At 39.7% G+C, this 12,235-nt stretch carries 8 protein-coding genes, 1 pseudogene and 2 CRISPR repeat arrays; of the genes and pseudogenes, 4 read left to right on the top strand and 5 right to left on the bottom strand.

Annotation, left to right across the window (positions count from 1 at the left end):
• Positions 1-36 precede the first annotated feature (36 nt).
• Positions 37-4,296, bottom strand: a complete 4,260-nt coding sequence (locus H6G40_RS10690; protein WP_069474084.1) for an SDR family NAD(P)-dependent oxidoreductase — start codon at positions 4,294-4,296, stop codon at positions 37-39.
• A gap of 257 nt (positions 4,297-4,553) precedes the next feature.
• A pseudogene (locus H6G40_RS10685) lies at positions 4,554-4,745 on the bottom strand (IS30 family transposase); the annotation flags it as partial.
• A 629-nt stretch (positions 4,746-5,374) separates the two neighbouring features.
• On the opposite strand from H6G40_RS10685, the gene ppk1 reads away from it, so the two are divergent.
• Entirely contained in the window at positions 5,375-7,543 is a 2,169-nt protein-coding gene (gene ppk1, locus H6G40_RS10680) for a polyphosphate kinase 1 (protein WP_190537649.1), read from the top strand.
• 237 nt (positions 7,544-7,780) lie between these two features.
• A CRISPR array of direct repeats spans positions 7,781-8,319; the repeat unit is 35 nt; unit sequence CTTGCTTCCAATTCGTGAAGCGTATGAATGGAAAC.
• 61 nt (positions 8,320-8,380) lie between these two features.
• The gene (locus H6G40_RS10675; protein ID WP_002741157.1) at positions 8,381-8,560 is read left to right on the top strand and encodes a hypothetical protein; all 180 of its coding nucleotides are present in this window, start codon (positions 8,381-8,383) and stop codon (positions 8,558-8,560) included.
• A gap of 454 nt (positions 8,561-9,014) precedes the next feature.
• On the opposite strand, the gene H6G40_RS23260 is transcribed toward H6G40_RS10675, so the two are convergent.
• Together H6G40_RS23260 and H6G40_RS10665 are read right to left on the bottom strand one after the other, a co-directional pair.
• A complete protein-coding gene (locus tag H6G40_RS23260) occupies positions 9,015-9,146 on the bottom strand; it encodes a type II toxin-antitoxin system HicA family toxin (RefSeq protein ID WP_242028742.1) in 132 nt (43 codons plus the stop codon).
• A 152-nt stretch (positions 9,147-9,298) separates the two neighbouring features.
• On the bottom strand, positions 9,299-9,460 hold the full coding sequence (locus H6G40_RS10665) for a type II toxin-antitoxin system HicB family antitoxin (protein WP_141705412.1): 162 nt from the start codon (positions 9,458-9,460) through the stop codon (positions 9,299-9,301).
• Between the two features lie 235 nt (positions 9,461-9,695).
• On the opposite strand from H6G40_RS10665, the gene H6G40_RS10660 reads away from it, so the two are divergent.
• Positions 9,696-9,911 carry a hypothetical protein gene (locus tag H6G40_RS10660; RefSeq protein ID WP_002741152.1) on the top strand — a complete coding sequence of 72 codons (216 nt, stop codon included), beginning with the start codon at positions 9,696-9,698 and terminating at the stop codon, positions 9,909-9,911.
• Positions 9,911-10,168 (top strand): type II toxin-antitoxin system RelE family toxin, encoded by a 258-nt coding sequence (locus H6G40_RS10655; protein WP_002741151.1) that lies wholly within the window; start codon positions 9,911-9,913, stop codon positions 10,166-10,168. The genes H6G40_RS10660 and H6G40_RS10655 overlap by 1 nt, the downstream gene beginning before the upstream one ends.
• Before the next feature lie 603 nt (positions 10,169-10,771).
• A CRISPR array of direct repeats spans positions 10,772-11,817; the repeat unit is 35 nt; unit sequence CTTGCTTCCAATTCGTGAAGCGTATGAATGGAAAC.
• Positions 11,818-11,988: 171 nt separating this feature from the next.
• On the opposite strand, the gene H6G40_RS10650 is transcribed toward H6G40_RS10655, so the two are convergent.
• Positions 11,989-12,235 (bottom strand): IS30 family transposase (locus H6G40_RS10650; protein ID WP_190537171.1); only part of this gene is annotated, 247 nt, incomplete at its 5' end.

Genomic DNA, 12,235 nt, shown 5'->3' with positions numbered 1-12,235 from the left:
TGGATCTGAAAAGCTTAAATTTTAGTTAAGCTATTTTCATAATTCTCCTTCTTCATAATTTTCTGAGGCTGTTGTCATAACTTTACCACTTTTGGATACACTTTGACTATTGTTGGCTACATTAAGCACCTCAATCGTTTGAGTTAAACTGGCAACGGTGGGGTATTCTAATAAACTGTGCAAAGACAATTCTACCGAGAAAACATCGCGTAAACGAGAGATGACTTGACTAGCCAGCAAGGAATGTCCTCCTAGTTCAAAGAAATTGTCATGAATTCCAATTTGAGATAGATTTAACACCTTTTGCCAAATCTTAGCAACTTGACGTTCAGCTTCCGTTCTGGGTGCTATCAATTCGTTATTTTCTTTGCCTTGGAGTTCCTTGAGTAATTGCCGCTTATCAATGTCTCCATTATCCTTAATAGGCAGAGATTGTCGCAGAACTAGGGGACATTGATAGGACGTTCCCAATCGATCTTTTAGACTAACATGATTAGGTAGATTGACCGATTGAACTGTAGATTTACGGGTGTAATAAGCCGTTAACTTTTGGCATCCTTCAGACCTAGATGTGAAACGATTAATCTTGCTATTACTCCCATCTAAACCGATTATTAATTGTCTTTGGTTGTGATATAAACTCGTTAGAAATGAGTCTAAACCTTGCCGCACTGTCATATCATAATACCCTTGAGATCGGGTTATGTATTGCATCTGATAACCCTGGCTAATCCCAGTTTCTTGCCAAGTTGTCCAACTATAACAATAACTGGGGAACAAATTCTTAGATTTTTGATAGCTGTTCAAAGACTCAAGGAAACTATTAGCCGCCGCATAGGAACCCAAAGCCGCTCCTCCAAAAAAACTAGCCAAGGAAGAAAAACTAATAAAAATTCCCTGAGATTCTTTGAGAAGTTGATGTAAAACCCAAGTTCCTATTACTTTAGAGTGAAGAATTGTCGATAAACCCTCTTGAGTTTCGTCCAGAAGTAAACAATCTTTGTAAATTCCAGCCAGATGAATCACCCCATTAAGTTCTCCTTGCCATTGTTTTTTCACCTGTTCTACAGCCTGTTTAACTTGAGGGAAATTAGCCACATCTACCGCTTGATAAATTACTTCTCCCCCAAGGTTTTCTAAAGCTTGGAGACTTTTTATTTTTAAGGATAATTGATCTTCGGTTTTGAGGTACTCACTCCAAAGGTGTTTTTCTGGTAAAGGTGTTTTTCCAATTAACAGTAAACGAGCTTGATAATTTTTGAGCAAATACTGAGCAATTTGTCTGCCAATCCCCCCTAGTCCTCCAGTAATCAGATAAATTCCCCCTGATTTAAAGGGTAATTCCTGTTGGGTGTGTTGAAGTAAATTGACTTTTTCCAAACCTGCGATTAAACGTTTCCCGTTGCGATAGGCAATTTCTCTTTCCTTGGATAAAACCGATAGTTCTTGCAGCAGATAACTGACATTAATTTCGGTTTGATCCAGAGGTAAATCAACATGACGAGTATTTAACCAAGGAAGTTCTTGAGCTAGGGTTTTGATCAGTCCTAAAACTGGAGATTTTTCATAGGCAATTTCATCGGTTTCTATGACAAATTGACTATAACTGGAAACAAATAGCAATTGAATTTTTGAGTTAAAATTATGAATTTTAGCTAAAGCTTGAACTAGGAATAATAAATCATAGGTTCCTTTTTCTTGTGCTTTTTCTAACTGTTCAATTGTTGAAATTTCTCCCTGATAGTCTTGATAAGTCCCCAGATGAATAATATTGCCAAGAATAATTTTTCGCTCGGATAAAGATGCCATTAACTGTTGATAATGATTGGCTGTCCCGGGTCTTAGAGTATAGCAATTTTGACTGATTTGAGAAAATTCTTCCGCTGCTAAAACCGTGATACAGGGTAAGTTTTGCCCTTCGATTTTTTCTGCTAAAGATGCTCCTAAACCCAAGCAATCCAGAAAAATTAAACTACAATACTTGGAAAGTTCGGGTTTTAAGTTAACTGGAGATCGAGGTTTCCAAACTTTCTGGTAAAACCAATCAGGAATGGTTTGATCGTTTTCTAATAAAATATCTATTTCTTTTAAAATAGAATTAAATTCTCCATTTCCAAACCGTTTTGTTAATTGCGATCGCTGAATTTTACCAATGGAAGTTTTAGGAATTTCAGTTTTATTTAAGGGGATTAAATATTCAGGATTAACGCCAAAACTGTTAATTACTTTTCGTCTAATCTTTTTCAGAAGTTCCGCTAGATGCTGGTGATCAAAGGTTTCTGCACTAAAAAATAAAGCTAATTGATCGGTACTATTCCTAGGATCATAAACAGCACAAGCGGCTGTGTAGGACGCTTGTACTTCTTCAATAGTTTCCACTACAGTTTCAATTTCATGGCTATAATAATTCACTCCATTAATAATAATGGTTTCTTTACTTCTTCCAGTGATAACTAAATGACCGTTACTAATAAATGCTAAATCTCCTGTCTTAAACCAGCCATCTTTTAAGAAAGCGTCTTGATTTGCTTCTGGGTTTTTATAATACCCGGGTGAAACTGCATGACCTTTAACTTGTAAATGACCAATGGTTTCTTCTGGTAATAGGGAATTATCAGCATTAACAATTCTAATCGATATTCCTGGGATGGGTAATCCTAAATCCGTAAAGGTTGCACCATTGGGATGTTCAGGATGGACTCGTTTTAAGGAAGAATTCAAGGAGGATTTATCAACCGTATGAAAGAGTAATGGCTGTTGTTCTGTCGGCTGATAATAGGTAATTCCTGACCCCATTTCTGCCATCCCAAAAGCAGGACGCATCGCCGTTTTTTTCAGATTATATTGAAGATGAAGGGTGTTAATAAATTCTCCAACTGCTTGACCAGAAACGGCTTCACCCGCTGCCAAAAAGAATTTGACACAATCTAAATTCCAATTTTGATCCGGTTCTTTTTTTAAAGCTTCATTGATCAAATTATAAGCAAAATTAGGAGCCCAACTATGGGTAATTCGATATTGAGCAATTAAATCTAACCAATTCAAAGGACGACCTAATATATATTCAGTTTGAACATAAACCATTTGGCATCCTAACTCGACACAGCGAATATTCCAGTCTGAAATACTTCCAATATGATCAAAAGGAAGCCAATTAAGAATAATATCGTCGTTTTGATGTTCACAAATGATGTTTGTTCCTCGCGCACGAGAGATGACATTTTTATGGGTTAATGAGATACATTTCGGTATTCCTGTACTGCCTGATGTTAGATTAAAGAACGCAATATCATCCGGTTGACTAATATGAGTCTGATGGGGAGAATAAGTTTTTAATTCTTCAATAAAACTCAATCTTAAGGTTTGATTAGGCAACCATTGTTTTAAATGTTTTATCTCTTGCTGACGGGATTGATTTGTGATAATAGTAGGTTCATCTAACAACTGCCAAACTTGAGAAATTTTATGAATTTCATTATTAAAATCTTTATAGCTGGGTGGCACTGAAATAATAACAGGAATAAATCCTCCTAAAAGACACCCCCAAAATGCGGAAATGATATCATAGTTTTCCGATAGCTGAAGAATTACTTTATCTTGAGCTTGTAAACCCTGCTTTTGTAATCCGGCTTGTATTTGTTGAGCTTCTTCCCATAATTGTTGATAGGATTGAAAAACTTCTGATCCATTAGATTGAATATAAATAATCCCTTTATTTGAATAATTTTCAGCAGCTTTTTGGAGGATTTCTGCCAAGGTTTTAGTTTGAAGTTCAGATTCTTCTAAAAGCTGTCCGTGACTGATTCCAGCTTGAGTGTTAGAAGTGTGAATCACCAGATGAATCGGGGTTTCAGATTTTTGATGATCATTTTTTTTCTCTATTTTTAAGGGCAATAATTCTGATAGATGTAGGGGTAAAATTTTGTTCTTTTTAGAAGTCATGACGACAGCGACTTGATCAATATCTGACAAAGAGCCTAGTTTTTCTTCTGTTTCCTGAACTTGATGATCATCGATAATTTCAATATTCTTTAATGCAGTTTCATCGACATCACCGCTATCGGTTAAGGGTAAACTGGAAATCTGCACATAGATATTAGGTAGAAGATTGTCCGGTAACTGAGACTGTAAATCGGAGGACAATTGTTCAGAATTCCAAGCTCCAGAGGAAACAATATAGGCGACTAATTCACCCTCTCGTATCATAAAATAGCAATCTTCAATTAAGGGATTTGATAAAAAGACTTCTGCTAATTTCTGACAATTTAATTTTGGATTTTTGTGTTCCGTCCTCATGCCTAAAATCCTCGGTTCTGTGTACAGGCCGATTCAAGCCTGAATTGCATCACTGTCTGAGCTATCAGAGCATATCTCATTCGGGCTAGGATAGTCAAGAGATTTTCGAGGACGATTGTTAAGCTTTTCGTAATTTAAATTGCCTGTTGAGATGAGGTACTTATGCAAGAGGCAAGACTCCCCCCAACTTTCCCACTTCCGGGGGGTGGGGGAGATTCGGCTAATCCAAGAATAAGGGATTTAGAGCCGTCTGAGCTTAGTCCATTAGTCGGCTCGTTTAATCCCCTCTCCCAAGAATGATCAGGAGTAGCAAAATAAAAATCTACTCCTAGTTTCTCACTTAACTCTTGATGTCCAATAAATTCTTTGACCTTGTCACAAGGGTCGATTTTTCTTTTGTCAGAGGGAATCTCTGGGAAAAGTTTTGCGGTCACTCGATTGATTTTACTTTAACTTAGTTTTGATAGATCATTTGATAAGTAATAGGACAAAATTAACTTCTTGGAACACAATATCTAAGGCTCTGCCTTAAAATAGCATTAGTATTCAGGTAGAACCTAAAGAGAGCGTTCCCCGGTTCTACTTGGGAACTAGATATTACTCGGACTCTATTGGAGGACTTGAGGACGATTTACTTGAATATAGTAAAATGTAGAATTAGAGAGGGAAGTTATGGTTTTTCTAAGATAACTCGACCGACTTCTCTGCAACAGAAAGCGTTATATTTATTAGGGGTTTCCTTAATTTATAGCCAGTAACGAGCGGCACAAATTCTCTTAATCCCTGTCACAGCACAGGTTATGGCCTTTTGTCAAAGGGGAAGTCTAGATATTTAACAAATCTAATTTCACCGAAAGATTAATTTAACCTTGATCGGTCGGGACTGATTTCTTAACCTTTTAATAAATTGATTTTTTCCCCAGTCAGGCTAAAATCAGTAGGACTAGCATCCAAGATAATCGGGGTAACTTTGGTTAATCTGGGGCAATGTAACCTAAAAAAACGCCAAAAATAGTCAAATTTAGGCTGAAGTGGCTTCTTACTAACTGTTTAATCTATTATTTAGGTATTAGACTCTATGGCTAAAGCTTCTACCGTAACTTCTGAAATCGATCTTAAAGATTCGCAATATTACTTTAACCGAGAATTAAGCTGGTTAGAATTTAATCGTCGCGTGCTTTATGAAGCACTTGATCCTCGGACTCCCCTACTAGAAAGATTAAAATTTACCGCCATTTTTTGTGCCAATCTCGACGAATTTTTTATGGTACGGGTGGCAGTGCTTAAACAACAGGTAGAGGCAAATGTAGCCGTTTTAAGTGCCGATGGCCGGACTGCCTCGGAACAGCTAACCGAGATCAGTAAACGTCTGCGTCCCCTTGTACAACAGCAGGATCGTCTTTTTGAACACACCCTAAAAAATCTCTTAGTGGAACAGGGAATTCATCTGATTAACTATGTTGATTTACATCAAGAACAGCGCAATTATCTCCATGATTACTTTGAACAAAATATTTTCCCCGTTTTAACTCCTCTAGCGGTGGATCCTAGTCATCCTTTTCCCTATATTTCTAATCTTAGTCTCAATTTAGCCGTAGTCGTTCGCGATCCCGACACCGATAAAGAATTATTTGCCAGAGTGAAAGTGCCGCAGGTTTTCCCCCGTTTTCTGGCATTATCCAAGGAATTACGCCACCAAGACGGAAAAGCTTCGATTTGGACGGGAGTACCTCTGGAACAGGTGGTAATGCACAATTTAGAGGCACTTTTCCCCGGCATGATCATTCAAGAATGTTATCCTTTTCGGGTGACACGCAACGCCGATATCTCCGTCGAAGAAGATGAGGCCGATGATTTATTATTAGCGATCGAGGAAGAAGTACGCAAGCGCCGCATCGGTAAATCGGCAGTACGTCTGGAAATCCACAGTTCTACCCCTAGCAATATTAAAGACCGGATCATGCGCGATCTGGGACTTGAGGAGATCGATGTTTATGATGTGGATGGACTGCTGGGACACAAAGATTTATTTTATTTTCTGTCTTTACCCTGTCCCGAACTGAAAGATCCCCCTTGGAATCCTGTCACCCCACCAGTTTTACAGGGATTGCGAGAAATAGTTGACGGTAACGAAGACGGCATTTTAGAACAGGATGGCGAAGATATTTTTACTTTAATTCGCAATAACGATATTCTCGTTCATCACCCCTACCATTCCTTTAGTGCCTCAGTACAACAGTTTATCGCCCAGGCGGCCTATGATGCCCATGTTTTAGCGATTAAAATGACTTTGTATCGTACTTCCGGAGATTCCCCGATTGTCAATTCCCTGATTGCAGCCGCGGAAAATGGGAAACAGGTAGCGGCGTTAGTGGAACTAAAAGCACGCTTTGATGAGGAAAATAACATTAGTTGGGCGAAAAAGCTCGAACAAGCCGGAGTTCACGTTGTTTATGGCTTAGTTGGTCTAAAAACCCACACGAAAGTGGTTCTCGTGGTCAGAAAAGAAGGGGATAAAATCCGTCGTTATTTCCATATTGGCACGGGTAACTATAACCCAAAAACGGCTAAATTATACACTGATTTGGGCTTACTTAGCTGTCGCGAGGATTTGGGGGCAGATATCACCGATTTATTTAACTTTCTGACTGGATACTCCCGTCAGCAATCCTACCGCAAACTTTTAATTGCTCCAGTGAGTTTGCGAAAACGGATGTTAGCAATGATCGATCGCGAGGCCAAAAACTGTAAAAATGGCGGTACGGGGCGCATTGTGGCAAAAATGAACTCTATTGTCGATAAACCGATTATAGAAGCTTTATACGCCGCTTCTCGTGCCGGTGTGCAGATTGACTTAATTATTCGCGGCATCTGTTGTTTACGGCCCGGATTGCCAGAAATAAGCGAAAATATCCGAGTAATTAGCATTATCGGCCGCTTTTTGGAACATTCCCGCATTTTTTACTTTTACAATGATGGTCAGGAGGAGGTTTATATTGGTAGCGCCGATTGGATGACGCGGAACCTGACTCGTCGCGTGGAAGCAGTGACACCCATTGATGAACCAGCGATCGCCAAGGAACTAGAAGAAATTCTCGGGATTATGTTGTCAGATAACCGACAAGCATGGGAATTACAATCCGATGGCAGTTATATTCAGCGTCGTGCTGACAATGAGGGACAGGAAAGCAGTACCCATGTAATTTTAATGGACAAAGCCCTTAAATCTGCGGGTATTAGTCCATAGGAACAGTGATCAGTTATTAGTTATTAGTTATCGGTTATCAACATTTTTCGCGGGTTAGACAAAATGGCTGAAAATCTAGAGTTTTCGTTGAGGTGCGTCGATGCCTTGTCCAGTAAGGCTTTGAGCCTCATGACCGAGGTGACTATTGACAATTATTATTAATAATGTCTATGCTTTTCAGTATCCCACGAAAAATCGTTGTACAATCCTTGTACAGCCTAGTTTTGCAAAGCTAGTCTTGCTTCCAATTCGTGAAGCGTATGAATGGAAACGTAAGCGTATAATAAGCCAGCGTAAACGTATAATAAGCTTGCTTCCAATTCGTGAAGCGTATGAATGGAAACTCAAGGGACGTCCCCAAGAGGCGATCGTGTAACTTTTCGCTTGCTTCCAATTCGTGAAGCGTATGAATGGAAACTGAATGGAACGTCTTCTCCAAGATGCCAGGCAGCACTTGCTTCCAATTCGTGAAGCGTATGAATGGAAACTTTTGGAGCCGCCCATGCAGGCAATTCTCCTTCCAGCTTGCTTCCAATTCGTGAAGCGTATGAATGGAAACCACAGTGTTGGCTGTCTTCTTAAGATTAAGATAACTTACTTGCTTCCAATTCGTGAAGCGTATGAATGGAAACCAAAAGAAGCATCACCTAACGCAGTAATTTGACTGACCTTGCTTCCAATTCGTGAAGCGTATGAATGGAAACGTAAACTAACGATGTTGTTACGCACCTTGTAGTCAGCCTTGCTTCCAATTCGTGAAGCGTATGAATGGAAACAGAATGCCAGGGATCAATCCCATCTCATCGGTTAAGAAAAATCCGAGATTTCAGCAGGATTATGCGTCAGTGGGGACAACAATTTCAGAGGAACTTTAACCAGACTGAACTCGGCAGAATAATTTATGCGGGAGGAGATGATTTTTTAGGCATCGTTTATAATAGCCAATTTCCTGATCCACAACTCGACTCGATCGATCTCGATCGAGTTCTCCACTGGCTACAAACCCCTCATAAGTAGGGTTTGCTGAATAAATGTGAAATGTAGGCAAGGTCAGGGTTTTGTGGCTTTTCTCGTGAAACAGGTGCAAGATTTTGAGAGAATCGTGCTTCAAAACCTTGCGTCTTCATCGGCCCGCGTCCTGTAGGGGCGAAGCATTCGGGCAGTAACCTATCGGTGAAACCGTAGATTTTCTATCCGAATGCTTCGCCCGTACTTTTTCAGCAAACCCTAAGTAGCGATCGCACTTTCAAAAGACCAAATAATCACATTTAAAGGATTTTGCTTTAAATCTTTTCATAAGTAGGTAGGCGTTAAAAGCTGTCAGATGCCCCCCTTATTAAGGGGGGATTAAGGGGGGATCGGCACCCCCCTTATCAAGGGGGGATTAAGGGGGGATCGGCACCCCCCTTATCAAGGGGGGCAGGGGGGATCGAACCTAAAATCCATTTTTAATTTAATTATAACCAGCTACTTAGGAAGCAATAAAATCATCTCGTGAGATACCCGCTTGAGTGCAAATATTCCTTAGTGTAGAGCTTTTAATTTGCTTGTGATTGGGTAGCGTTAAAAGTGTTGTTGTTCCATCTGGATTTTTTCTAATCATAGAAATATGCTCTTTTTATCTAACAATTGAAAAACCAAATTTTTCAAGAACTTTAATCACTTTGGCTTTAGGGGCATCAGCGGGAAATTTTGCCATTAGACTATTGCTTCTACAACAAAGGCTTCTAATAAAGATGAGTCAGCTTCGAGAACTTATTCCCCAAAGGTTTCAACATGAAAAGCGATCGCCGATTGCACATCATTAAGAGCATCTTCATGGGTATCACCCTCACCGACTACTACGCCTTGAATTCCCAATGGATAGGCGATATAGCCATCAGAATGTTTTTCCACAATGATTTTAATGGATTTCATAAATTCTTGACACTTTACAGGAATTTCCTGATCCTATCTCATTTCTATAGGACTTTGATAAGAAAACGATCGCCTCTCCTCCTCATCAAAATCTCCAAAAAAGTTGCTTCTCCCAAAAGTGATCGCTATTCCTCATCATCAAAAAGCGATCGCATCCTCCAATTGTATCCCCACAAAACGTGATCGCTATTCTTAAACGATGCTATAGTCAGAATAGTGAGTTCTAATTACAAGAATGCAAGTTAAAGACCTAAGTGTTGAAGATTTTAAGTTTTTGATTCAAGAAACTGTTACAGAAACAGTTCAATCTCTACTAAATGATCCTGATGTTGATAAACAACTTAAAACCGAAGTCTCTCAATCTCTAGCTGACTCTTTACAGCGAACTCGAAATGGAGAACGGGGAATTTCTGCGGAAGAAGTAGCTCAAAGATTAGGATTAGATTGGTAATGCGTCGCCATATAGAATTTACCGATAAAGCTTTTGAAGGTTTAGAGTCGCTTACGGCAGTTGTTCGGGAGCGTGTCTTTAAAAAAGTTCGTTGGATAAATGAAAATTTTGATGATATTAGACATCAAAGTTTAAGTTCTAATTTAAGCGGTTTGTTTAAACTTAGAATTGGCGATTACAGGGTGATATATTCTTTTGATGATGACTTTATTACGATTCATCAAGTTGGTCATCGTCGAGATATTTATTCTGATTAGTTTTAGTTTAATTACTTCCATTCCCAAAAATTGCTCCTTCCAAAAGCGATCACACTCCTCCTCATCAAAATCGCCAAAAAAGTTGCTTCTCCCAAAAGTGATCGCTATTCCTCATCATCAAAAAGCGATGTCGTCCTGACAATGAGGGACAGGAAAGCAGTACCCATGTAATCTTAATGGACAAGGCCCTTAAATCTGCGGGTATTAGTCCATAGGATCAGTTATCAGTTATCAGTTAAGTAGGTAGGCGTTAAAAGTTGTCAGATGCCCCCCTTATTAAGGGGGGATTAAGGGGGGATCCCCCCGCCTATCGGCACCCCCCTTATCAAGGGGGGCAGGGGGGATCGAACCTAAAATCCATTTTTAATTTAATTATAACCAGCTACTTATCAGTTATCAGTTATCAACATTTTTCGCGGGTTAGACACAATGGCTGAAAATCTAGAGTTTTCGTTGAGGTGCGTCGATGCCTTGTCCAGCAAGGCTTTGAGCCTGATGACCGAGGTGACTATTGACAATTATTATTAATAATGTCTATGCTTTTCAGTATCCCACGAAAAATCGTTGTACAATCCTTGTACAGCCTAGCTTTGCAAAGCTAGTCTTGCTTCCAATTCGTGAAGCGTATGAATGGAAACGTTTGCAGCAAGGCGCCAGCAAACATAAAAAAGGCTTGCTTCCAATTCGTGAAGCGTATGAATGGAAACTCGATTTCAGCAGTGGATAACCCCGTTTTTTGCCCGATGGCTTCTTGCTTCCAATTCGTGAAGCGTATGAATGGAAACCCTACCACCGGCACCCACCGCCCGATGGCATGTCGGGGCTTGCTTCCAATTCGTGAAGCGTATGAATGGAAACAATTACCACCCTCGAACAGTTTGATGGCTTGCGTCTTGCTTCCAATTCGTGAAGCGTATGAATGGAAACCATTCTGTGCTGGGTGCGTATAAGTATCAAAGCACCTTGCTTCCAATTCGTGAAGCGTATGAATGGAAACATCAGCAGCTTCTTTCTCAGACTCAGAAGAATCTGCTTGCTTCCAATTCGTGAAGCGTATGAATGGAAACGACTCGTCCAAAAAACGATTGGCTTGTTCTAGCCAACTTGCTTCCAATTCGTGAAGCGTATGAATGGAAACGTGGCCGTAACCCCAGACTGAAAAATTGCTTAGTAGCCACTCTCTTGCTTCCAATTCGTGAAGCGTATGAATGGAAACTCTTGGATTTTCACCAGTAGTTGCTTCCTGCATCTTGCTTCCAATTCGTGAAGCGTATGAATGGAAACCTTTGAGTGCCGAAAGAACCAACGGAAAACAGAACAACGCAAGACTTGCTTCCAATTCGTGAAGCGTATGAATGGAAACGGCAGAGGTTTTGGCTATCGGAAAAATTGATAAATTTTCTTGCTTCCAATTCGTGAAGCGTATGAATGGAAACCGTAGCATTGCCATAGGGTTGCCAAGTGGGGACGCTTGCTTCCAATTCGTGAAGCGTATGAATGGAAACTGAAACTGGTTATCGTGGGCGTATTGATACAGTTTTCCTTGCTTCCAATTCGTGAAGCGTATGAATGGAAACTCCTCTAAAGCCGCCTTATACTTCGGAAAAGCCTCTACTTGCTTCCAATTCGTGAAGCGTATGAATGGAAAAGATGTGTAGGGTTAACTCATGAATTAACCCTACAATTTTTTTAATTCCAATTAGTTAAGTGCCTGAATAGAAACGATACTTAATTAAGAAAAATCAATGAAAATAAAGATTGTTTAAGAAAAATTATTTAAAATTAACACAATAATTAGAAATTTAGTGATAGAGGCCAATTCAAGTCTGAATTGCATCACTGTCTGATCTACCTTTATAGAATACCTCATTCGGGGTACGATAGTCAAGACATTTTCGAGGACGATTGTTAATCAAGTTTACGGCTCTTTCCACCTCCTCTGGCTTAACGATTTTAAAATTCGTTCCCTTGGGGAAAAATTGTCTTAACAGTCCATTGGTATGCTCGTTTAATCCCCTCTCCCACGAATGATAAGGAGTAGCAAAATAAAAATCTGCTCCTAGTTTC

Origin of the sequence: Microcystis viridis FACHB-1342, from assembly GCF_014698335.1 — a bacterium.
GTDB classification, from domain to species: domain Bacteria; phylum Cyanobacteriota; class Cyanobacteriia; order Cyanobacteriales; family Microcystaceae; genus Microcystis; species Microcystis ichthyoblabe_A.
Note: the sequence above shows the minus strand (reverse complement) of the source record. Positions and strands in the feature narration are given on the sequence as shown.

Excerpts from the sequence above, each read along its gene's own strand:
- H6G40_RS10690 (WP_069474084.1), bottom strand. The coding sequence starts at position 4,296 with ATGAGGACGGAACACAAAAATCCAAAATTAAATTGTCAGAAATTAGCA.
- ppk1 (WP_190537649.1), top strand. The coding sequence starts at position 5,375 with ATGGCTAAAGCTTCTACCGTAACTTCTGAAATCGATCTTAAAGATTCG.
- H6G40_RS10675 (WP_002741157.1), top strand. The coding sequence starts at position 8,381 with ATGCGTCAGTGGGGACAACAATTTCAGAGGAACTTTAACCAGACTGAA.
- H6G40_RS23260 (WP_242028742.1), bottom strand. The coding sequence starts at position 9,146 with ATGATTAGAAAAAATCCAGATGGAACAACAACACTTTTAACGCTACCC.
- H6G40_RS10665 (WP_141705412.1), bottom strand. The coding sequence starts at position 9,460 with ATGAAATCCATTAAAATCATTGTGGAAAAACATTCTGATGGCTATATC.
- H6G40_RS10660 (WP_002741152.1), top strand. The coding sequence starts at position 9,696 with ATGCAAGTTAAAGACCTAAGTGTTGAAGATTTTAAGTTTTTGATTCAA.
- H6G40_RS10655 (WP_002741151.1), top strand. The coding sequence starts at position 9,911 with ATGCGTCGCCATATAGAATTTACCGATAAAGCTTTTGAAGGTTTAGAG.